We start from the raw sequence: 22,271 nt of genomic DNA, 5'->3' as shown, positions 1-22,271 counted from the left end.
TGCCCGGCCAGAAATGTGGCCGAGGTCGACGAAAACCCTAATGTGAGCCAGGCCATCGGCCTGGTCTCGTTCGTTAGGAGGTGATCCAGCCGCAGATTCCCCTACGGCTACCTTGTTACGACTTAAGCCCCCTTGCGAAGCCCAGATTCGACCACCGCATGGTGGCCTCATCCGGACCTCACTCGGGTGCTTTGACGGGCGGTGTGTGCAAGGAGCAGGGACGTATTCACCGCGCTCTTCTGAAGCGCGATTACTACCGAATCCAGCTTCATGAGGGCGAGTTTCAGCCCTCAATCCGAACTACGATCGAGTTTAGGAGATTACCGTCCCCTTTCGGGGTTGGAACCCATTGTCTCGACCATTGTAGCCCGCGTGTAGCCCAGCACATTCGGGGCATGCTGACCTACCGTTGCCCGTTCCTTCCTCCGCTTTAGCAGCGGCAGTCTCCGTAATGTACCCAGCCACCACAAGGGTGCTGCTGGCAATTACGGACGCGGATCTCGCTCGTTGCCTGACTTAACAGGATGCCTCACGGTACGAGCTGACGGCGGCCATGCACCTCCTCTCAAAAGCTCAAGTAAGCTCATCAAACTGACCGTCACAGCTATTGTCGGTGCTGGTGAGATGTCCGGCGTTGAGTCCAATTAAACCGCAGGCTCCTCCGGTTGTAGTGCTCCCCCGCCAATTCCTTTAAGTTTCATCCTTGCGGACGTACTTCCCAGGCGGCTCGCTTCTCGGCTTCCCTACGGCACAGCACAGGCTCGTAGCCTGTGCCACACCTAGCGAGCATCGTTTACAGCTAGGACTACCCGGGTATCTAATCCGGTTCGTGACCCTAGCTTTCGTCCCTCACCGTCGGATCCGTTCTCCCGAGGCGCTTTCGCCACCGGCGGTCCGTCTAGGATTACAGGATTTCACTCCTACCCTAGACGTACCCCTCGGGTCTCCCGGTCCCAAGCCAACTGGTTTCCGTCGGACGCCTGCTCGTTGAGCGAGCAGATTTCCCGACGGACCTGTTCGGCCGGCTACGGACGCTTTAGGCCCAATAATATTGGCCATCACTCGAGCTGCCGGTATTACCGCGGCGGCTGGCACCGGTCTTGCCCAGCTCTTATTCGTGTACCACCTTACGATACACAAAAGCGAGGACTATATGCCCTCGCACTTGGAGTTCCCTTATCGCACTGTCGTGCAGTGTAAAGTTTTCGCGCCTGCTGCGCCCCGTAGGGCCTGGATTCTTGTCTCAGAATCCATCTCCGGGCTCTTGCTCTCACAACCCGTACCGATTATCGGCACGGTGGGCCGTTACCCCACCGTCTACCTAATCGGCCGCAGCCACATCCTATAGCGCCGGAGCGTTTCCGGCTCCCGGTGTTCAAACCTGGGAGCGTTATCCAGTATTAGCCTCAGTTTCCCGAGGTTATGCTGGTCTATAGGGCAGTTTGGCCACGTGTTACTGAGCTTTCCGCTACGAATCTAAATTCGTGCAACTAGCATGGCTAAATCGAACTCCAATAGCAATGGCCTCCGGCAGGATCAACCGGAATGGTTTACCGAGCACAATGCTCGGTGGGTCTGGCGGAGACACTAATGCATAATGCATTGTGTGCTATGTTCCGTCGTTCGACGACCCCGAACCAAATGACTGGCCAGGAGTCACCGAACTACCAGGGCTAACATCAGATCCCATCGTTTACGGCTGACCGCAGGGGTGGAATCCTCATTTCCTTCGGACTTGTTGGTAGGCGCAAGAGGGTATTAAACCCTTCGAAGCTCCTTGAAGAAGCCAAGACGCCGAACCGAAACAGTCCGAGATTGCGGGACGAGTTGAACGCCCCGCAGATCGCGTCGTATCTTTCTTCGCGTTCTTATCCGAAGCCCCTTTCATACTTAAGGGCGTCGGATTTCGCTCGCCCCCGGCGACTGACCGCCGAGGGCGCGTTCACATCCTTTCCGAGTGCCCCGTATTACTTAAAGGCACCGGATCGAGTGTGTTTCGTTCGTCCCAAACCGAGGGACGCCGTCTACATCACATCCGAGTGCTCCCATACACTTAAGGGCATTGGATTGGGTTTCTTTCGCCCGAATCCCGTTTCCAGCCCATATAAAGGGCATGGGATTTGGGCAATCACACAATGGAAGACCACCGTGCGACCTTCGCATTTGTACGAATGGCAGGCATACGTTTAAGGCCGTCGAAGAAGAATCTCATTGGGGTATATTGACTAGCATTAAGGAGATGAGCGAAAGGCTAAGCTAACAGGTTGTGGATTGTAATAGTATCGCGCGAGTGGAGGCCGAACCGTCATCCCACGCGTCGTGCGTTCAGTCCGGTCGGATGTGCCCCGCGCGTCCGTACCGTTGTAGGGGACGAGTAAAAATCTTTGTCAACGTTTACGCGTACGTACGAACAATCATATATTATCGAGAAGACGCGATAAAACGCTCGGGTAGATAAGTGCGTGCAGTTCACTCGTCCAGGTGCTCGATGCCCTGCTTGGAGACGTTTGCCTCGGTTATCTCGCTTGGCATCCAGTCCGGTTTGTCGTCGGGAGCCTCCTCGTGCCAGGCCCACCCTTCATAGATGTGTACTTTGTCAGTGCCTTTTTCTCGAAGACGCAGTTCGATTCGATCCGCGGCGTCCTCGGAACTTCCCGGGTCAAGTCGTCGTGCCGCTTTCAGTGCGGCCTGTCGCGGAGTGTTGCCCGAAAAGACACTCGATTCATCTCCATCCGATTGGCGCAATGCAAAGTTTCGCTTACCATCGTCACGTACCATGGTTTTCTCCTCCATGCCAATCCAGCACAGGGTTCATTATAAATATATCGCCGATATGAGCGGTTTTCGGCGATAGTTTTTTATATTGGTGTTCCGCCGTCGTGTGATTTTCGGCGAGAATACGAAGGCCGAGCAAGGTAAGTGGCTACGGTACATAGGAAATCGGTAAGAACGGCGAAGCGGAACAGTACGGTAGAAAACACTTAAGTACATGCTACGGCGAAGGTCTGCATAAGATACCGCGATGGTACGGAAAAAGAAGCTCAGCCCGAGTGGCGCGAAAGACGAAGACGGCGAATACCACAACGTCCACGTCAACCTTCACGAAGACGAACTGGCCGTTGCTGGCATGGAAATCGGCGACGAGGTCTTCGTCCGGGTCCGGGAAGACAAGATTATTATCCAAAAGGCTGACAAAGACGAGGTCGAGCACGAGTTTTAACTCGCCGCGGCAGACCGCAGGCGATACGTTTCTCTATACTGGTAGAACGATGCACGGATACGACGCCGTCAGACCACTGTTGTTTCAGTTACCCGCAGAGACCGCTCACGGAACCGTCCACACTGTACTCGAAGCGATTCAGGGAACGCCGGTCGAACGACTACTCGACGCACACTACGGAGTCGATGATGCCAAATTGACCGTCTCTGCGTTCGATCAATCGTTCCCGAATCCGGTCGGCGTTGCCGCAGGCTTCGACAAAAACGCACAGATACCCTCTGCACTTGCCAGTCTCGGGTTCGGTCACGTCGAGATCGGTGGTGTGACCGCGGATGCACAGGACGGGAATCCGAAGCCCCGGATGTTCCGCCTCCGCGAGGACGAGGGCATCATCAACCGGATGGGGTTCAACAATCACGGTGCGGACAGAATCGGGGCACGGATGGCCACGCAATCGCTCCCGGACATCCCCATCGGCGCGAACATCGGAAAATCGAAGGCCACACCGCTCGAAAGCGCCGAGGAGGACTATCTGTACTCCTACGAACGCGTGTCCGCGCACGCCGACTACTTCGTCGTGAACGTCTCCAGTCCGAACACGCCGGGGCTACGTGAGCTACAGAACCGCGAGAACCTCGAACGAATTCTAACGACGTTGCAGGATGCGGGCGCGAGTCCACTCCTGGTGAAGCTCTCGCCCGACCTTCCAGAATCAGCAACCGAGGAAGCGCTCGATCTCGTAACGGAACTCGGTCTGGACGGCGTCATCGCGACGAACACGACCATCGACCGTCCCAACACGCTCCGTAGTCAGTATCGTAAGGAAGACGGCGGACTGTCCGGACGACCCATCCAATCGCGTGCCACGGAGATGATTCGGTTCGCTGCCGAGCGCGTGGACGTACCGGTCGTCGGCGTCGGTGGGGTGTTCACCGCGGAAGACGCCTATCGGAAGATTCGCGCCGGAGCGCACGTCATCCAGTTGTACACCGGCCTCGTCTACCGCGGCCCGGCAGTTGCCCGCGACATCAACGAGGGACTGCTCGAACTGCTCGATCGTGACGGCTTCGACAGCGTCGAGGACGCTATCGGTGCGGACCTCGACTAAGTGCAAAACGTTTTCCGCGAACAGTCGAATTCCGTGTCTCTCAATTCGGTAAAGGCATTTTCCCACGTGGCGTGCGCTGGCACAGGGCTGAGGACAACGGTCGTCCGAAACCCTGTGCTGACAGCGTGCGAGGGATGATGAGCGAACGGAGTGAGGGAAGGAATCGGTTGGGGAGGGCGTGGCTGGTGCGGTGACGGTTATTTGTTGTCGGCAACTGCTAACGGCAGAAATAATCAAGAAGTGGCTAGCAGTTGCCGACAACAAACGAAGCCTGCGAAAGACGGAGTCTTTCGCGGTCGTGAAAATCTTCGATTTTCTCCAGCCCTCGCTCATATTCGTTCGCTCGCCCTTCATCCACCAAGGAACAGCACCGTCAGTGTCCCCACTCCTCCCCGCCAGCGCGGAATTTCACTCGGTATTCGCGTTGCTCACCTCTGGCGCAGCCTCTTATAGGTCACTCCGACAAATCCGAGAGAGTCATGCGGAGAAATTCGTACTCTTCACCGTTCGTTTCCTGCATGAACGTCCCCGACGCTCGAACCCGACGTCTTCATACACGGAAATCGCGCGCTCGTTGAACGTCGCTACGGCCAACGAAAATTGCTCGGGGTTGTACTCGTCCTGCGCAAACGCCAATCCTGCCTCGACGAACGACTGTCCGTGACCGTCGTCGGTCACCTCCGGATGCATCCCTAACCCGACTTCGAGCGTTCCGCTATCGTCATCCAGTTCGAACGAGAAGAATCCGACACGTTGGCCCGACAAATCGAAGGCAGCATACTTGTCGTCCCAGTTATCCGGATTCGTGAACAGCGCCAAATCTTCCGGGTCGCTCTCCATATCGTAGAAATCATAGGGCGGGTCGTAGTGCCACGAGACGATCGCATCCACGTCGTCGGCAGTGAGCGGGGAAAGTTCGTACTCCATACCCGAAAAGCAAGGAGGAGACAGTCAGTCGTTTCTATCGCAGCGCGTCCAATCGGAACTCGAATCCAGTAACGGGGAGTTCCAAATCATGACCGACCAGCACTTCGGGATGAATCTCGCCGATGACGCCCACGGTTTCGCCGTCGATTACGACGTCCGCCGCACGTCCCGAGATGAACGACGGGTGCTCCGTCGGCGGTGTTTCGAGGTCAGCGTCGAAATTCCGCGCGATGGCTTGCAGTCGTGCCTTGGCGTCCTCATAGGAGGCGTCGTGGCGGGCGAGAACGCCAGCGACGGTTCGATGTTCCGCGACGCCCGTGTTCTCCGACTCGTCCACTCGTGCTGCGAGACCGATTTCCGCGATATCCTGTGGATAGGAGCGATGGGTGTTGTTCTCCAGCACCATCAGCAGCGAGGGGAGCGCCCACGTTCGGAGCATGGTGTAATCCTCGCTGTAAGGGTTTTTGATGGTCGCCGGAGTGCCACCGCCGACCACGTCGGTTCCTGGTTCCACGCGCATTCGCTCGAAGTTCTCCTCCTCGCTGATCATGTGGAAGTTGAGCAGGTCCTCGAAGCCGAGACCGACGAGCACCTCGCGGGCGGCGTCTTCGAGTTGCGAGCGTTCGTGTCGGCCGCCGACCGTCCCAACGTCGGGATAGCGCGGCGACAGGTCGTTGAACCCATAGGCACGCCCGATATCGTCCACGATATCCACGGGATGAAGCACATCCACCCGATAGGGCGGAATTTCGACCTCGTAGACGACCGAATCCCCTTCTTCGCTCGCCTCGCCGGACAGTCCGGAGCGGGCGAGAAGGTCGAGCACTTCGTCCGGGGTGAACTCGATACCGAGCAGCGTCTCGATTCGGTCGTGCGTAACGGACTTCGTCGTCACGTCCAAATCCGGACGAACGAGGGTTCGGTCGTCGTACTCGATTTCGACCTCCTCGATGGTCGCACCTCGGGCGTCCAGCGCGTAGCAAATGATGGTGCACATCTTGTCGATGGTCCACTGATCGGTCCCCGTGAGTTCGATGAACAGGTCCCGGGAATCCGCCTCCACCTCCGTCCGCCGACCGTTGATGACCGGTGGGAACGAGAACAGGCCGATGTCGTCGTAGATGGCCGGGTATCGCTCGTATTCGGAGACGAGGTCGGCGTATTTCTCCCCGGTTGGATGGGCGCGCAGAACGTTTTCTGGCGTCATCTCCGCGTCGGAATCGAGCGGGACGAACCGGTCACCTCCGGGTTCGACGCCGACGTACTGGATGCTGTTTCCACCGTCCTCGGTCGCGGAGGAACCTTTCAGCATCGTCAAGTCATGAATGCCGATCGCCCCTTTCGCGCGCTTTCGGCCCATCGTCGCGTGGAGTTTCTCCTGCAGTTGGATGAGCGAGTCGAGCGCCTCCTCGCTGAGGTTTACGCCGCGGGCAATCGCACCGGTGACGTACGGTCGCTCCTCTGGAACGCTCTCATCCACTTCGATAGTCCAATCGGCGTCGTTCGGTTTCGGGACGTAGACCCCGCGGTCGTCGCCGTACTGGTAGCGAAGCGACCGTGCCACGCCCTCGATGGAGAGGCGGTCGAGACGGTCAGGCGCGAACTCCAGTTGCATATCGCCCTCATCGGTCTCGCCTTCGTACTCCAATCCGAGCGCGAACATGTCGTCTTTGAGCTCTTCGTCGTCCTTTTCGTCGTGGCCGGTCAGTCGGCGCAGTTCGCCGGGGGAAACATCTACAGTTGGCATCAGTGAATCACCTCCACGTCGCGGAGCAATTCGAGGTCACACAGCGTTCCGTGCACGTCGCGGATATCCTCGAAGCCATACATCAGCATGAGCAGGCGTTCGAGGGCGAGCCCCCACGCCATCACGTCGCATTCGACACCCAGTGGTTCCAACACCTCGGGACGGAACATCCCGCTGTTGCCGATTTCGATGAGTTCGTTCGTCTCGGGGTGACGCCCGAACAGTTCGAAGCTCGGTTCCGTGTACGGGTTGTAGTGCGGTTTGAACTGGATATCGGTGATGCCGAACTGCTCGTAGAACTCCTCGAAGGTGCCCATCAAATCACGCACCGAGAGGTCTTCGGCCATTACCCAGCCCTCGATTTGGAAGAATTCGAGCAGGTGCGTCGGGTCGAGGGTGTCGTTGCGGTACACCTTTTCGACGCTGAAAAACCGCTGTGGCGGTTCGAGGTCGCCCTGTGCATACCCCGAAAGATATCGCATCGAAAGCGATGTGGTGTGTCCTCGAAGCGCGATTGCCCGGGCGAAGTCCTCGTCCCACGGCGAATGATAGCCGTCACTGTTTTCGCCGATTCCTTCGAGATGTGCCCCGCGAACCTTCTCCACTAACTCCTCAGGCAGGTCGCCGATTTCGGTCGGGTTCGACAGGGCAAACCGATCCCAGTGGGTCCGCGCCGGATGGTCTTGAGGCATGAACAGACAGTCGTTGATCCAGAAATCAGCGTCTGCATGCGGCCCGTCCATCTCCTCGAAGCCCATCCCGACGAGTACGTCTTTCACCCTGTTCGCCGTCTGGCGCAAGATGTGGACCTTTCCGCCGTCGATTCGCTCCGCGTCGGCGTCCACGTTGTACTCAGCGAATTCCACGTCGCGCCACTGGCCAGTCGTGAGCATCTCGGGCGTCAACTGGCCGACCGTCTCGGCGGCCTCCACGCCTTCCATCAGTACCGTCACGCCCTCGTCCGTGAGCGTTACCGAGCGAACCGTCGATTCTGCACGCTCAACGAGGCCGCGACTCTCCAGTTGGTCGAGCGTGTCGGCATCGTCTACGGTTTCTCCCGAAGCGAGCGCCGAAAGCGCGCTCGCTTCCGTATCGTTTTCCGAGTCGGCGTCGGGATTTGCGGAAATTTCGCCGCTGTCGATACTCCCGTAGCCCTTCCGGGCATAGTTCGAGAGCGCGATGTTCACCTGCGGTCCGCCCAACCCAGACTGGCCGATGGCCTGGCCCATCTGAATCCTGTCCTCGTCCGCGCCCGCGGAGAGTGCCGCCTCGTAGAGTTTGATTTCCGGCAGACCGTCTTCGGCGTAGTCCTCACCTTCCTCGGTCAACGAGACGGATTCCTCGGTTCGTTCTTCGACGGAGAGCAGTCCTTCGTCTTCGAGTTCGAAGACCGCACCCGTCGCCGTCTCCGGTTTCAGACCCGTCTCCTCCGCAAGTTCCTCGATAGTCTGTTCCTCGTTCGCGCTCGCGGCTTCCAACACCGCGACCTGTGATTCTGGTAGCTTCATCTCCACTTGATAGTCGTTGGTCGTATGTCCCTGTCCGCCGGTTTAGCCCTTCTGAAGACCATCGGGCAAACTGCGTGCGGTTTCGTCCTCCCGCCGCGAGAGGAGTCCGCCGGACGCTTAGGCCGCGGTAAAAAAGCCGAATCCCGTCGCTGGTCGTGACTCGACTGCGATACTGCCACGGTGGGATTCGGATGGCATGGCTGGATGATAGCCCAGAATCGACAAAAACGTTCCGGAGGAGTTTATTTCCCAGCCACACGATAGGAGAGCCATGATGGACTGGGAGCGGTTCTACCGACGCGCCGATTACGACCGCTGTGCCTACATCGGCGGGGAACGGATGGCCGACCTCGCCGAGCGATTTTTCGAGCACGTGGGCCAACCCGACGACTTCGCATCGGTCGGTTGCGGTCCGGCGGTCGTTCCCTTCCTCCTCGCGGAACGCTACCCTGGCACCGACTTTTTCGGCTTCGACCTCTCGGAAACGGTGGTTCGGGACAACGCCGAAAAAGCCGAGGAACAGGGGCTCGACAATCTCCGATTCACGGTAGATTCGCTTCCCGACCTCGATACCGACCGCCGGTTCGACGTCGTGTACTGCGTCGCCACGCTCTACTTCGTGGAGGAACCGCGGCGCGCAATCGAGCGTCTCTACTCCCGAGTGCGGGACGGTGGCCATCTCGTGGTGAACTACCCGAACGAAATCAGTCGAGAGCAGTTCGACAGGGAGTTCGAGGGTCGAAAGCGCGAGTCGTTCGAACTCGTGTTGAGTGGTGCGAACCTGATAAACGAGGACGTGGTTCGGGACGTGACTGGTGCCGAGACGCGAAACTACTGGGAACTAGTCGATGCCGAGGACGAGGAGTTCGCCGATGCCGCGACGCCCTGTGTCGTCGTCGAAAAGTGAACCGTGGGAGTAAGGGTTCTTAGACGTGGGAAGCGTAGACTTCGTGAATGTCTTTTATGATAACGGAGTCAACAACGACGCGGTGGCTGCGAGGATTGTGGGAGTTTTACCGGGAGTACACACATACTGCGATTCACGCCGCCTCGGCGGCGGCGCTCACTGCGTTCGGTCTACTCATCTTCATCAATCGGGTGTTCGTGGTGTTGGCGATTGCTGCGTACGTTCTTCCACCTATCATCCTCTACAGCCTCGGTTCGGATATCGGGAAGCCAACCCCTGCATCAAAACCGCCAACTGCCAAGTCGGAATCGTCCGCAACCGGCGACTCCGCCATTAACTCGGTGAGCGGGAACGGGGACACCGATTCAGACAGCGATAACGGGGATACGGATTCCGATAGTGACGACGGAGACACCGACTCGGATAGTGATAATGGAGATACGGATTCCGATAGTGACGATGGGGATACCGACTCCGATGGAACCGATACCGACACGGACACGGATAGCTAGCCGAACTGACCTACCGGTCCTTTTGCTGAAACGAATCCTCGATTTCACCGCGTGTTCGAGGAACGAATCGATGGACGATGTCGATACGCGAACGTCAAAGGGCCGAGTCCGACGAGCAAAACCAGCACACCGGGAGCCAGGTAGGCGATATTCGGGGAGCATTGACCCTCTCTCCCCAAAGCCAGAGTGCACATCTGGCGCTGAAACGAGTACCAAATCAAAATACCACTGCTGGCGATACTGAGCGCACCGAGTCCCTGTAGCGGGCGAACCCAATTCATTACGTTCTGCATACGAATCCGTCCGGAAAGGCCTTCTGTAGGGTCAAACAATCGTTTGACTGAAGCCGGAGGCGCAGCATCGACAACCCCCGGAACTCCTATCGCCGCGACGATTCCAATCGAATATCCAACTCGTCCAGCAACTCTTCTGCCTCTTCGCGTTTCTCCTGATGCTCTTCCAAAAACTCGCGCATCAACTCCGCCGCCTGCTCCTTGCATCCGCCACAGAGTCGCTCCCCGCCGACACATTCCTCGTAAACTTCCGTCGCAAACTCGTCGTCATCGCCCGAAAGCAGGTAGGCATACAGTTCGTACACCGGACATTCGTCTGCTTTGCCGCCTTTTTCTCGCTGAAGTTCGGCCGTCTCCCGCCCGCCCGTCGTCGCGGATTTGACCTTGTCGTAGCCGTCTTCCGGGTCGTCCATCAAGCTGATATGACTCGCCGGAACCGACGAGGACATCTTCCCACCCGTCAGGCCGGTCATGAACCGATGGTAAATCGAGGAGGGCATTATGAACCCATAGCCATCGTTTTCCATTTCCACCTCGCGGGCGAGTTCCTCGGCCTCCTCTTGTGAATACTCGAACACGTCGATATGCTCGTCGAAGACGCGCTTTTCGCCGTTGATAGCCTCGATGAGGGCATCGAACGCCTCGTCCGTCGAGTTCCGATCGAGGAACCGAACCCGAGGGCGAAGCGGTTCCATGCCCGCTTCGTCGAGCTTTGCTTTCGCCGAGGCGATAGTTTCGGCGTCGAAGCCGAGTTCGTCCGACGTCATTCCGTCGAGCGCCTGTGCGACGTGAACGCATCGAAGCGAATCGTCGTCGAAGTCCGCAGGGTCGAGTGTGCGGTACAGTTCCGCAACGAGTAGTTGTTCGTCCTCATCGAGTTCGAAACTCGCATAGGCTTTCGTCACGCCGAAGAATCGCATTCGAACCGCGAGGTCACGGGCCAGTCTGACGTGGGGATCCTGGTCCGGGCCGACCGGGATGACGGTCGGTTTCGGTTCGTCGAGTTGCGGATAGAGGATGTCCGCCATCTGCGTGACGACGCTCTGGACGTGCGAGACGTTGGTTTCCCCGTCGAAGCCGTAGATGGATTGGAACTCCGAGTAGTTCGCTTTCGACCCGAGTTCGAACGCGAGATCTTGGAGTTCGCGGTTCTCGGACTGCCGGTAGAGCGTCCCCTCTTCGGCGTCGAATCCGAGCGCGAGAAGCGAGAGTAGATAATCGCGGGAGTGTTCGTCGATTTCCTCCCACGACAGACCGCGGGCGCTGTGGGCTTCGAGGTCGGCGATGAGACCGTAGGTATCCCCGCCCTGCTGTTGGTGCCAGATGAGTTCGTCGAACACCAGTTTGTGCCCGATGTGGGGTTCGCCCGTCGGCATGAACCCCGAGAGCGCGGCGAAGGGTTCGTCGTTCTGCATCGCTTCCGCGACCCGGCGATAGCCTCGGTTGCCGAAAATAACCCCCCTCCGCATCAGGTAGTGCGGATGAGGAACCTCGGAAAGCACGTCGTCGAACTCCTCGATTCCGAACTCCTCGAACAGTTTCCGATAGTCGGAGACGGTCGCCGACCCCCATGGGTCGAGTGCGACTTCGTCTTCGCCGACAGCGGTCCCACCGTCCGGAACGAACGTCGATGTCTCGAACGGCGATTTGGAATCGTCGGTGTCGTCAATACCGTCAGTAGTGTCAGTGTCGTCTCGTGTCATGGTGTGAGTCGGGTAACCGAAAGCCAGGTCTCTATTCGTTCGTTTTCGGTGACGAGCGCAAAAATCATTTTCTTTCGAACGCCGTGCGCCAGTCGAACGTCCAACGCGAGGTCACGCGGTGCGAACGCGTGTCCGTCCGGAAGCACGCGAATCAGATATTCGGAGTGGCCCAGATCGTCCACCGATTCGACGTCAGCGTAGGTTCGGAAATCCGCTCCGAACTTGAAACCCGTCTTCGGAACGACGTTCCGATTTCGAAGCGCACGGTAGACGCGCAATCGCCGGTCGAACCGCTCCCCTTCCGCGTCCCGACCACGGGCGATGATTTCGTCGTATCCACCCTCTACCGAGAGGGTTCCTTCCGCGACGAGGTGGGCCGCCTCGACCAGCGATAACTGCAAGACGCCCGCCGGGTCGCGACCACCCATCGGCTGTCCGTAGAACGACTCGTGGTGCAGTTCGTCCGGCGCGTCCCATAGCAGGACGCGGTCGGCAAGCAGCGATCCTGAAACACCGCTCGGGACGTCGTGGTTCGTCGTCCCCGAAATTTCGATACGATCGGTTTCGAAATAGGTGATTTCGCTCTCTTCGTCCACGATCGCGAGCACCACATCACCGAGGCGTGACGCGGAGATCGTCTCACGTTCGCTTGTGACGCGAAGGCGATACAACACTTCGTCGTCCCACGGCCCACGTCCCCGCGGATAGACGACGAAGTCCGATTCGGGAAGCGACTCGGACACCCATCCCGAGCGGTCCGGCGAGAGGTAGAAGCCACGTTCCCGCAAGTCGGCGTAGACGAGGAATCGGGCCGCAAATCCGTTGCCAGTGGAATCCCGTAGGAACTCACGAAACCCCATCTCGTCCACCGAATCGAGGTCGCCGCGAAGCAGGAGATGGGCAGCCTCGACGCTCGAGAGCGCGATTTCGTTACCGTCGAGTGGTCTGCCGTATCCCCGCGAATCGTAGTAGCGCTGACGGGCATCGCCGCCGACGACTACCTCGCCATCGCGTAGGCGTCCGTTCATACACTCTATGTGATGTGAGTCATCAAAGGCACTGCGACTTTCGGGTGTCTCCACGGGAGGTGCGTGTGAACGATAAAAGCCACTGTGACGCGTGCCGGTGCGGACCGGAAGCATATCGCTCGGAGGCACGTACGGGCAGCGTGTGAGGCCTTCGTAAGTGAAGCGAGCGAAGGCCTCACACGTCACATACCTGCTCGCTCCGCTTTGCAGGAGCGTCTTCCGGCGGACGACTGGAAACGAGCGTCAGCGAGTGAGGAAGTCGGGGAGGGAGTCGGTTGGGGAGAATGTGAACGATGCGGTGCGTGGCAGTTTTCACCGGAGCCGTGATTTGCTCACACCCGTTTGTGGTATACTGCGTTGTAGCAGGTCACGACTCCAACCGAAGCTCTTGTACGCTATCAGCGCAGGCCCCCCAGAGGTGAACTCTCCAGTCCTGTGCCAGCGCGCGCCATCGGGGTTGGTCAGCCACAGGTGTCCCCGTCTCGAATGGGTAAATCAGGTCGCGGAGTCGTTATCCTCGAACTCCTCACAGTCGGTGTTCAGACACCGACGTCCGGTCGGAGTTCGAAAAACGGGAAGTCCACAAGCACACGAATCGACGATTCCCCCGTTCGGAACGCCGAATCCCGTGTCGCAATCGGGATACCGGTCACATCCCGCAATGATTCCACCTCTGCGCAGAATTCGTAAATCGCCACCACACTCCGGACAGTCCCACTCCCTGTCAAATCGCTCGCCGACTGCGTCGAGGATGGTTCCACAGCCTCTATCGAGACAGAGTTCGAGCTCCGCTCCTCGTTCGACATACATGGTCGGCAAGCCGCACTCACAGGAGTCGTCCCCGACGCGAGCATGGCGTGGGATGCTGTACTCCCGGCCACGGCCGAGACAGGAGACGGTCCCTCTCGCCCGTGTAAGCGCGCTGTCGCAGTCGGGGCAGATTCCGACCGGAATCCCGGCCTTCGAACCCGGATACCGGGAGATGCCGTAGCAGGTGTGACAGTCCACCCGAACCCGTCGGTCGCTGGTCGCCGCGACGAGCGTAAACGTGTCCCCGTCGAGACTCGCGTGGGCGGTTTCGGCGCGGGTCAGCCACTCGACTGGTTGATAGCCGTCTACGTCGTGAACGAGCAGTGTGTCGTCGGGTTTCAGTACGGCGACCACCTCGCCGCGTCGTCTCCGTTTCGTGTCGCCGTCCGTCGTAATCGTGCAGTCGCCCGCAAACACACGAATGGTTTCGGTCATGGCCCCGAACTGGTCTCGGTTTCTGATTTAAACGTTCGGGCGAAGGTCTTTGCCCGGGACAGGAGAAGTACAGAAAAATGGGTGCGAAATCAATGAACGCGGTGCTGTTCGACATGGACGGCGTCATCGTGAATTCGGAGGACTTCTGGGTCGAACTCGAAGAGGAGACCATTTTCCCCCAAGTACTCGAAGCGGACGTGGAGGCCGGCGAAATAACGGGGATGAACTACCGCGAGATTTACGACTACCTCGATTCGAAGTACGAGACGACCGCGACGAAAGAGGAGTTCATCGCCATCTACGACGAGGCCGCGACGAAACTCTACGGCGAACACGTCTCGCTGATGGACGGCTTTCACGACCTGCTGGCCGATTTGCGCGAACGGGAGACGGAAATCGCCCTCGTCTCCTCCTCTCCGCACCACTGGATAGAGATCGTCCTCGACCGGTTCGACCTCGATTTCGCGGAAGTGGTCAGCGCCGAGGATATCGATGCCCCGGGGAAACCGGAACCCGCGATTTACGAATACGCCGCTGGCTTGCTCGACAGGCACGCCGACGAATGTACCGCAGTCGAAGATTCGGAACACGGCGTCCAGTCGGCGGCCCGCGCAGGAGCCTACTGCATCGGCTATCCGAACGGTGCCAAAGAACTCGATTTGTCGGCGGCGGACGTGGTCGTTTCGTCGCCCGCCGAACTGCGTGCGGAGCTACTCAACTGACCTGCGTCGGATTGCGATTCAGTTCATTCGACCTTCACGATCCGAGAATCGGTAATCGGCACGAGCGGCAGGTCGGGGAACGAGACCCGAATCACGAACTCCATCTCGTCGTCGGTACCGCCGAAGACGCCGACCGGAACCGTCGCGTCGGCGTCGAGATACGTCGATTTTGTCGTCATTTCGATACCGTTGACCGTGACTTCGACGACGGCCTGCTCACCCTGTCCCCGATTTTGCAGGGTGACTTCCTGCATGTCGTTTTCGCCGCGAGCGATGCGTTCGGGGAAGTCACCCCACTCAATACCCACGTCGGGGAGTTCGCGGGCGCTCCCCACGACCTGTTCCGCGACGCCTTCCGATAATCCAGCCTCGATGAGTCCATCGACGCCAGCCTCGCATACGTCCGCAGGGGTTTCGAGTCCCTCTTTTGCCAGTTTGTTCGCTCGACCGGCACCGACGCCGTCGATCGCCGTGAGGCCGACGGCGCTCTCGCCCACGCCGTTTTCCAGTCGCGCTTCGACGCGAGTCGCGAGATTCGCGGCCATCGGACGGTCGAGCCGTTTCAAAAACGCGCGGAGCGCGGCGAGCAGTCGAACCGCGTTCTGTTGGATAACCCACGCATCGCTTCGCAGTTCACCCGGCGTCGAACCGGTCATGCTGGCTCGAAGGATGGCGAGTACTTTGCGCCCACCGCCCTCCAAATCGCCCGAATCCTGGCCGACGAGCACGGAGTTGATGGCGTCACGCTCCGACTGCCGGGCGTTCACGCTGTCGAACTCGGCGGCCCCGGCGACCGCTTCGAGGATGGCGGGCGTGTCGATGTTCTCCTTCTGGGCTACCTTTCGGAATCGCTCCGCCGTATCGAGGTCGAGATAGAACTTCGAGGTCAGCATGGCGAGGGGCGTTCCGTCGATGCTGAGGTCGTCGCCTCGTTCCACGAATCCGCGGGAGACGAGACGCTTGAGCGTGTTCCGGACACGTTCGCGGACGTTTTCGAAGTCGTACTCGTCGGGCTTGCTCCGCGCCCGAACGTAGTAGAACGTCGTTTCGAGCCACGACATCACGTCCTCCAAATCCGAGATGGTTCCCATGGCGATTTCCGCGTTCAGATGGTAGTCCAAATCCTCGGCCAACCGGGATTCGATCTCTTTCCCTTCACGGAGCAGTTTCCGGTATTTGTCCGCGTCGGCGTAGTCACAGACGACCCAGCCGTATCCCACGTCGTCGTAGCCGGGTCTGCCCGCACGTCCGAGCATCTGCAGGACGTCCAGCGGACTCATATCCACCTCGCCTTCGAGGGGGTCGTGAAGTTTGGTATCCCGGAGGACGACGCATCTGGCGGGAAGGTTGACACCCCATGCGAGCGTGGACGTCGAAAAGAGAATTTGAATTTTTCCGTCCTTGAACCACTCTTCGACCATGTCGCGGTCGTTTTTCGACAGTCCGGCGTGGTGGAAGGCGACACCGTCGAGCACGGAGTTTCGAAGGGTGTCGTTTCGGAGTTCCTGTGTTTCGGTATGGAAATCGTAGTCCCCGCGTGCGCCGATTGGGATATCCCGTTCCGCGATTTCGTCCCGCGTTTTCTTCGCGGCCTGCACCGTGTCCTGCCGAGAGGAGACGAACACGAGCGCTTGCCCGTCCTCGCGAACATGCGGTTCCGCCAGGTCGAGGGCGCGGTAGAGTCGGCGGTATTTGTCCGCGAAGGAGTTGTCACCGTGAGTATAGGTCTTCACGTCGGCGTGCAAATCCACCGGTCGATAATCGTCGCCGAACTCGAAGGTCGTCTCCGGGGGTGCATCGAGCCAGTTGGCCACGTCCCGCACGTTCGGCATCGTCGCGGAGAGCGCGACGATACGGGGTTCACAGAGCCTGCGAAGGCGCGAGATGGTCACTTCGAGGACGCTCCCGCGTTTATCGGAATCCAGCAGGTGAACTTCGTCGATGACACAGCAGTCCACGTTGGTGATAAAGGAGTAGCGTGCGGAATCGTGTTTCCGAGTCGCGGAGTCGGTTTTCTCCGGCGTCATCACGAGGATGTCGGCGCGCTCCGCGCGGCGCGGGTTCAAATCGCGTTCGCCCGTGACGACGTAAACCGAGTAGCCGAGTTCCTCGAACCGTTCCCATTCGGTCTCCTTTTCGTTGGTCAGCGCGCGCATGGGCGCGATGAATAGCGCGGTCCCTCCGTCGCGGAGTGCTTTGCAAATCGCCAGTTCCGCGAGCGCGGTCTTACCGCTCGCCGTCGGCGCGCTGGCAACGACGTTCTCCTCGCTATCGAGTAACGCGGGGAGCATCTCTCTCTGCATCCGGTTGAACTCCTCGAAGGCGAACGCCTCCGCGAACTCGGGAACCGCCTCGGAGACCTGCATCATTTCGTAGGCGGGGTGGCGGGCAGAAAGGCGTTTCTGTACTCACTCACGAATTCGACACCATCGTTCCGAAATTTCGAACGAAAGCGATCGTCTTCGTTGCGTCTAGTATTCACTCGGGTCGGATTCGTATCGCGACGAGACGACCAAATCGACCGCTGTTTCCCAAATGGTAAAGCGGACCGGGGAACTAGCGACCACCATGCTAGAACTCGAGGACGTGCGTTCGGCCCGCGAGCGGGTGGCCGAAACAGCCCGTCACACACCGCTCGACTACTCGCACACCTTTTCTCGGATGACGGGGGCTGAGGTTCACCTGAAATTGGAGACGTTTCAGCGCACGGGGTCGTTCAAGATTCGCGGTGCGACGAACCGCATCATGACCCTCTCCGAGGAGGAAAAGGAGGCGGGCGTCGTCACGGCCAGCGCGGGCAACCACGCGCAGGGAGTCGCGCTCGCGGCTACACGAAGTAACGTAAATTCGAAAATCGTCATGCCCGAGCACGCCCCGATTTCGAAGGTTCGTGCGACGCAGAACTACGGCGCCGAAACCGTGCTCTACGGCGAGGATTACGACGAGGCCGCCGAACGCGCGCACGAAATCGAAGAGGAGGAGGGTCGGACCTATGTTCACGCCTTCGACGACGAGAAGGTAATGGCCGGACAGGGAACTATCGGCCTCGAAATCGTGGACGACCTTCCGGACGTTGACACCGTCGTCGTCCCCATCGGTGGCGGGGGCCTCATCGGCGGCATCGCCACTGCAATCAAGGGTCAGAACCCGGACGCACGAATCATCGGCGTGCAGTCCGAGGGCGCATCGAGCGTCGCCGATTCGCTCCAGAAGGGGTCGGTACAGACCCTCGATAGCGTGGACACCATCGCCGACGGTATCGCGACCCGGAGGGTCGGATACAAGAATTTCGACGTCATCGAATCCCGCGTGGACGAAGTCGTCACAGTCTCCGACTCGGAAACTGCTGTCGCGCTTGCCTACCTGCTCGAACGCGGAAAGACGCTCGTGGAGGGTGCGGGTGCCGTGCCACTCGCCGCGATTCTTGGGAACAAGTTCGACTATGATGAGGATGAAATCATCGTGCCAGTTCTGAGTGGTGGTAACATCGATATGAACGTCCTCACGACCGTCATTATGCGCGGATTGGTCGAAACTGGACGCTATCTAAAAATCAAGACCGTGCTCAAAGACCGCCCCGGTTCGCTCCGTCAGCTACTCGACGTTATCGCCGAGGCACAGGCGAACATCTACGCCATCCAGCACGACCGAACCTCCCGTGACATCGCGATGAACGCGACGGAGGTCGAACTCGACCTCGAAACTCGTGGCCAAGAGCACGTCGATAGCTTGCTCGAATCACTCCGAGAAAGCGGCTTCGACGTGGAAGTGCTCGTCTGATATTGTCACCCTCTTCCCCTGTGTCGAGGTTCAAACAGTTATCGACTGCATTTCGCCTCCTCTTGACGTAGGTTTAAGTTCTGGCGGGCGAACACACCGACATGAAGCGCGTTATTAGCACCCAGGATGCGCCGGAAGCGGTCGGTGCGTACAGTCAAGCAACCACGAACGGAGACATTCTGTTCACTGCCGGTCAGATTCCGATGACGCCCAGCGGCGACCTGCTCGACGACGAAAGTATCGCGGTTCAGACCCGTCAGAGTCTGGAGAACGTCAAGGGTATTCTCGAGGAGGAAGGCCTGACCATGCAGGACGTGCTGAAGGTGACCGTGTTCATGGACGACATCGAGGACTTCGACGAGATGAACGACTCCTACAAGGAGTATTTCCAGGACAATCCACCGGCCCGGAGCGCCGTCGAGGTCGCCAACCTTCCGAAGGGCGTCGGCGTCGAAATCGAAGCCATCGCCAGCAACGAGTAAACCGTGAACCCCCGCGTCAAGGCGAGTCTCCTGTGGGGCGTCATCGGCGTCCTCGTGTTTCTCGTTCTCTTGCAGGGATACGAACTCTACTCCGGGTATCGGTACGACATTGGTCTGAAAGTTGGGGCGACGGCCTTCGTCGCAGTCGGCACGTCGGTTTTGACCTACACTGCCGACGGATTTCTCGATTAGAACAGAAGGGTTTAAACACCACACCCGGTTACGATTTGATAGGCCGGGATGGCCGAATGGCAAAGCGCACGCCTGGAAAGCGTGTTCCCGTATGGGATTCTGGGTTCAAATCCCAGTCCCGGCGTTTTCGAGTGAGCTAATCGGTGAGCATCGCGTAGCGTGTGCTCGCCAAACCAACGAACGCAATACCAACTACCATGCCGACATAACGATACCTGCAACAGTTTTGAGCGAAAGTCGGTTTACGGCTGTATAGTCTATATAATGATTGGGGGATGAGAGGCGGCTGGTTTCGCCTCCACTACTCGGCACTGTTCGGTATGTTTCGTCACGAGGACGGAGAGTAACACTGTGCCTGCGTACTGCTATGGGGACGTATCTTTCTTATGTTCACTCCACTGTCGAACGTATTTCGACATAGCAATATTATAAACACTCATTCCGTAATAGTTGAACTATTTCGCCGTATAAGATGTCACTAGATAGAAGCAAAAATAAGAAAAATGAGCAGAATGATAAATTTCTTTCAGCGAAACGACGGGAGTTCCTTCGCACGGCTACTGGCGTCGCAGGACTCACCACCTTCGGGAGCGTCGGGTTCGCAACCGGGGAAGACGACGACGGCGCTCGTTTCAGCGACAACCCCTTCACGCTCGGTGTCGCCTCCGGCGACCCGCTGCCCGATTCAGTCGTCCTCTGGACCCGTCTCGCGCTCGACCCGCTGAAGGCGGACGGCGGGATGCCCGACCGTGAAATCCCGGTTCAGTGGGAGATAGTAACGGAAGGAGACGACGAGGACGATGATGACGATTCGGAGACTGAGAGGGGCAACGAGAACGATTCGGATGACGACGAAGACGAGCAGAATGAGGATGAAGACGAACAGGATGAGAACGAGCGGGAGGACAGTCGCGTCGTCCGATCGGGGACCGCGTATGCCCGACCCGAGCACGCGCATTCGGTTCACGTAGAGGTCGAAGAGTTAGAACCAAACACGGAATACATCTATCAGTTCACAGTCGGGTCCTACCGAAGCCCTGTCGGGAGGACGAAAACGACACCAACGGTGGATTCGGACGTCGATGAACTCAGATTTGTGTTCGCGTCCTGTCAAAACTATCCGTACGGCTATTATACCGCTCATCAGCACTTGGCCACGGAAGACCTCGACGTAGTGTTTCACCTCGGCGACTACATCTACGAAGGAGGTTCGCAAGGCTCGCTGGACCGCGGTCACGAACCACCACGGGAAATCGAGAGCCTGGCTGACTATCGAATCCGGCACGCACAGTACAAGTCGGACTCGAATCTCCAAGACGCGCACGCTTCATCCCCCTGGATCATCACGTGGGACGACCACGAGGTCGCGAACAACTACGCCGATGAAATAGACGAAGGGACCCCACCGGAGGAGTTCCTCGAACGGCGGGCGGACGCGTATCAAGCGTACTGGGAACATCAACCGATACGCCGCTCGCGGATGCCCGACGGTCCGGACATGCCGCTGTATCGCCAGTTTACGTTCGGAGAGCTGGCCGAGTTCAACGTACTCGATACACGCCAGTACCGCGACGACCAGACGAGGTCCAGCGAGAAGGCGAAAAATCCCGATCGAACCATCCTCGGTGACGAACAGGAACAGTGGCTCGTGGACGAACTGAAGAACTCCAAATCGCAGTGGAACGTCCTTGCACAGCAAGTTCCCTTCGCGGCAACGGACAACGATGCGAGTCCGGAGAACGTGGACTTCGGTGGCGGCGACAAGTGGGACGGTTACCGCGCCGACCGGAAGACGTTGCTCGATGTCATGTCCGACGATGACGACCTCAATCCAGTCGTCATCACCGGTGACGTCCACCGGAACTACGCGTACGACCTCAAAGCCGACTTTTCGAATCCCGACTCCGAAACCGTAGGAACGGAGTACGTCGGGACCTCCATCTCGTCGTTCGGAGACACATCCGGTTTGACACAGTACGGTTCGTCGGCGAGCGAACCGTGGCAACGGTTCTTCAACGTCGAACGCGGGTACGTCCGCTGTACGCTCTCCGAAGAGGAGTGGCGAACCGACTATCGAGCGGTCTCAACCGTCGAGGAGCCAACGGCGTCGGTTCGCACCGTCGCGTCGTTCGTGACGGAGGCTGGGTCCCCCGGGGCAGAATTGATCTCCGAGCGACCGGACCAAGAACCCCTCGAAATCACGGAAATCCGACCGAATCAGGACGGGGACCTCAACAACGAGTACGCCAGAGTGCAAAACACAGGCAACGATGCTCTCGACATGTCGGGATTCATTCTCAGCTTCGAAGGAGGACGGGCACAGAACTATACGTTCGAAAACGTCACGCTCGGAGCGGGCGAGACGGTCACTGTTCGCAACGGACAGGGAGAGGACACCGAATCGACCCTCTACGCCGGATTCAATGGGGCAGTTCTCAACAACAGCAATCCTGACACCGTAGTCGTCGCCAACGACGAGGGAATCATTCTGGACGAAGCATCGTACCAGCCGACCTAGGTTCGGCTTCGAAGCGGGCACCGTCCAGTAGAGACGCGAAGTATTTCGACTCAAGAATATGAGTGCCAAGCGATGATTTTCGGGACGGACTACAGTCGGACCCGAGGTCCATTCGCTAGCCGATAGCTCGTCATTCCTTTCTTTCGCCGCCGTTCAACACGTCCTTCAACCACCAACTCGCTGAGTGCGGTTTCGGCCGTTTCCCGTGAATCGTCCGCCACGAGCGAAACCAACGAGCGGCCGGTGACGGGCCCCGGATACGCCCGTTCGAGTTCTCGTTCCAGTGCTTGCTTCGTCGATTCGGATACCATACTTTCCCCACCAACAACTGTTCGATTGCCGATCCCTTAGAACCTACCTGCCACAAAACGATGGCCAA

Annotated in this window: 20 protein-coding genes, 1 tRNA gene and 1 rRNA gene; 12 read left to right on the top strand and 10 right to left on the bottom strand. The window is 58.7% G+C overall.

The window, feature by feature from the left end:
* Nucleotides 1–75 precede the first annotated feature (75 nt).
* Both OOF89_RS07135 and OOF89_RS07130 read right to left on the bottom strand, forming a co-directional pair.
* Nucleotides 76–1,547 (bottom strand): 16S ribosomal RNA (locus OOF89_RS07135).
* Between the two features lie 922 nt (nucleotides 1,548–2,469).
* Nucleotides 2,470–2,778 carry a non-histone chromosomal MC1 family protein gene (locus OOF89_RS07130; protein ID WP_069452541.1) on the bottom strand — a complete coding sequence of 103 codons (309 nt, stop codon included), beginning with the start codon at nucleotides 2,776–2,778 and terminating at the stop codon, nucleotides 2,470–2,472.
* A gap of 244 nt (nucleotides 2,779–3,022) precedes the next feature.
* Here OOF89_RS07130 and OOF89_RS07125 point away from each other — a divergent pair, with 244 nt between their 5' ends.
* Complete coding sequence (locus OOF89_RS07125) at nucleotides 3,023–3,220, top strand: hypothetical protein (protein ID WP_007982308.1); 198 nt, start codon at nucleotides 3,023–3,025, stop codon at nucleotides 3,218–3,220.
* 49 nt (nucleotides 3,221–3,269) lie between these two features.
* Nucleotides 3,270–4,328, top strand: coding sequence for a quinone-dependent dihydroorotate dehydrogenase (locus tag OOF89_RS07120; RefSeq protein WP_266079652.1), 1,059 nt, complete (start codon nucleotides 3,270–3,272; stop codon nucleotides 4,326–4,328).
* A 477-nt stretch (nucleotides 4,329–4,805) separates the two neighbouring features.
* Here the strand turns inward: OOF89_RS07120 and OOF89_RS07115 are convergent, their stop codons facing one another.
* Genes OOF89_RS07115 through pheS form a run of 3 tightly spaced genes read right to left on the bottom strand, consistent with a single transcriptional unit; the run spans nucleotide 4,806 to nucleotide 8,510 of the window.
* The gene (locus tag OOF89_RS07115) at nucleotides 4,806–5,255 is read right to left on the bottom strand and encodes a GNAT family N-acetyltransferase (RefSeq protein WP_266079650.1); all 450 of its coding nucleotides are present in this window, start codon (nucleotides 5,253–5,255) and stop codon (nucleotides 4,806–4,808) included.
* A 34-nt stretch (nucleotides 5,256–5,289) separates the two neighbouring features.
* The gene (pheT, locus tag OOF89_RS07110; RefSeq protein ID WP_266079648.1) at nucleotides 5,290–7,002 is read right to left on the bottom strand and encodes a phenylalanine--tRNA ligase subunit beta; all 1,713 of its coding nucleotides are present in this window, start codon (nucleotides 7,000–7,002) and stop codon (nucleotides 5,290–5,292) included.
* Complete coding sequence (gene pheS / locus OOF89_RS07105) at nucleotides 7,002–8,510, bottom strand: phenylalanine--tRNA ligase subunit alpha (protein WP_266079646.1); 1,509 nt, start codon at nucleotides 8,508–8,510, stop codon at nucleotides 7,002–7,004. The genes pheT and pheS overlap by 1 nt, the downstream gene beginning before the upstream one ends.
* A 24-nt stretch (nucleotides 8,511–8,534) precedes the next feature.
* Here pheS and OOF89_RS07100 point away from each other — a divergent pair, with 24 nt between their 5' ends.
* From OOF89_RS07100 to OOF89_RS07090, 3 genes are all read left to right on the top strand, one after another.
* Nucleotides 8,535–8,669, top strand: a complete 135-nt coding sequence (locus tag OOF89_RS07100) for a hypothetical protein (protein ID WP_266079644.1) — start codon at nucleotides 8,535–8,537, stop codon at nucleotides 8,667–8,669.
* Between the two features lie 112 nt (nucleotides 8,670–8,781).
* Nucleotides 8,782–9,417, top strand: coding sequence for a class I SAM-dependent methyltransferase (locus OOF89_RS07095; protein ID WP_266079642.1), 636 nt, complete (start codon nucleotides 8,782–8,784; stop codon nucleotides 9,415–9,417).
* Between the two features lie 56 nt (nucleotides 9,418–9,473).
* Nucleotides 9,474–9,929, top strand: a complete 456-nt coding sequence (locus tag OOF89_RS07090) for a hypothetical protein (protein ID WP_266079640.1) — start codon at nucleotides 9,474–9,476, stop codon at nucleotides 9,927–9,929.
* Nucleotides 9,930–10,308: 379 nt separating this feature from the next.
* Here the strand turns inward: OOF89_RS07090 and OOF89_RS07085 are convergent, their stop codons facing one another.
* Together OOF89_RS07085 and endA are read right to left on the bottom strand one after the other, a co-directional pair.
* A complete protein-coding gene (locus OOF89_RS07085) occupies nucleotides 10,309–11,925 on the bottom strand; it encodes a tryptophan--tRNA ligase (RefSeq protein WP_266079639.1) in 1,617 nt (538 codons plus the stop codon).
* A complete protein-coding gene (endA, locus tag OOF89_RS07080; protein ID WP_266079638.1) occupies nucleotides 11,922–12,953 on the bottom strand; it encodes a tRNA-intron lyase in 1,032 nt (343 codons plus the stop codon). The genes OOF89_RS07085 and endA overlap by 4 nt, the downstream gene beginning before the upstream one ends.
* A gap of 84 nt (nucleotides 12,954–13,037) precedes the next feature.
* Here endA and OOF89_RS07075 point away from each other — a divergent pair, with 84 nt between their 5' ends.
* A complete protein-coding gene (locus OOF89_RS07075; RefSeq protein WP_266079637.1) occupies nucleotides 13,038–13,280 on the top strand; it encodes a hypothetical protein in 243 nt (80 codons plus the stop codon).
* 168 nt (nucleotides 13,281–13,448) lie between these two features.
* Here the strand turns inward: OOF89_RS07075 and OOF89_RS07070 are convergent, their stop codons facing one another.
* The gene (locus tag OOF89_RS07070; RefSeq protein ID WP_266079636.1) at nucleotides 13,449–14,198 is read right to left on the bottom strand and encodes a topoisomerase DNA-binding C4 zinc finger domain-containing protein; all 750 of its coding nucleotides are present in this window, start codon (nucleotides 14,196–14,198) and stop codon (nucleotides 13,449–13,451) included.
* A gap of 92 nt (nucleotides 14,199–14,290) precedes the next feature.
* Here OOF89_RS07070 and OOF89_RS07065 point away from each other — a divergent pair, with 92 nt between their 5' ends.
* Nucleotides 14,291–14,920 carry an HAD family hydrolase gene (locus OOF89_RS07065; RefSeq protein ID WP_407661628.1) on the top strand — a complete coding sequence of 210 codons (630 nt, stop codon included), beginning with the start codon at nucleotides 14,291–14,293 and terminating at the stop codon, nucleotides 14,918–14,920.
* A 23-nt stretch (nucleotides 14,921–14,943) separates the two neighbouring features.
* Here the strand turns inward: OOF89_RS07065 and OOF89_RS07060 are convergent, their stop codons facing one another.
* On the bottom strand, nucleotides 14,944–17,286 hold the full coding sequence (locus tag OOF89_RS07060; RefSeq protein WP_266079633.1) for a DEAD/DEAH box helicase: 2,343 nt from the start codon (nucleotides 17,284–17,286) through the stop codon (nucleotides 14,944–14,946).
* Nucleotides 17,287–17,488: 202 nt separating this feature from the next.
* Here OOF89_RS07060 and ilvA point away from each other — a divergent pair, with 202 nt between their 5' ends.
* From ilvA to OOF89_RS07035, 5 genes are all read left to right on the top strand, one after another.
* Nucleotides 17,489–18,700: a threonine ammonia-lyase gene (gene ilvA, locus OOF89_RS07055; protein WP_266079631.1), complete on the top strand. Its 1,212-nt coding sequence runs from the start codon at nucleotides 17,489–17,491 to the stop codon at nucleotides 18,698–18,700.
* A 101-nt stretch (nucleotides 18,701–18,801) separates the two neighbouring features.
* Nucleotides 18,802–19,182, top strand: coding sequence for a Rid family detoxifying hydrolase (locus tag OOF89_RS07050; protein ID WP_266079629.1), 381 nt, complete (start codon nucleotides 18,802–18,804; stop codon nucleotides 19,180–19,182).
* A gap of 3 nt (nucleotides 19,183–19,185) precedes the next feature.
* Nucleotides 19,186–19,374 (top strand): hypothetical protein, encoded by a 189-nt coding sequence (locus OOF89_RS07045; protein WP_266079627.1) that lies wholly within the window; start codon nucleotides 19,186–19,188, stop codon nucleotides 19,372–19,374.
* 42 nt (nucleotides 19,375–19,416) lie between these two features.
* A tRNA-Ser gene (locus tag OOF89_RS07040) sits at nucleotides 19,417–19,498 on the top strand.
* A gap of 348 nt (nucleotides 19,499–19,846) precedes the next feature.
* Nucleotides 19,847–21,892, top strand: a complete 2,046-nt coding sequence (locus OOF89_RS07035; RefSeq protein WP_266079625.1) for an alkaline phosphatase D family protein — start codon at nucleotides 19,847–19,849, stop codon at nucleotides 21,890–21,892.
* An 89-nt stretch (nucleotides 21,893–21,981) separates the two neighbouring features.
* Here the strand turns inward: OOF89_RS07035 and OOF89_RS07030 are convergent, their stop codons facing one another.
* A complete protein-coding gene (locus OOF89_RS07030; RefSeq protein WP_266079623.1) occupies nucleotides 21,982–22,203 on the bottom strand; it encodes a hypothetical protein in 222 nt (73 codons plus the stop codon).
* Nucleotides 22,204–22,271 lie beyond the last annotated feature (68 nt).

The sequence above is a fragment of the Haladaptatus caseinilyticus genome (assembly GCF_026248685.1).
In the GTDB taxonomy this organism is placed as follows: Archaea; Halobacteriota; Halobacteria; order Halobacteriales; family Haladaptataceae; genus Haladaptatus; species Haladaptatus caseinilyticus.
The sequence above is the reverse complement of the archived record's forward strand: the minus strand, read 5'-3'. Positions and strand labels throughout refer to the sequence as shown.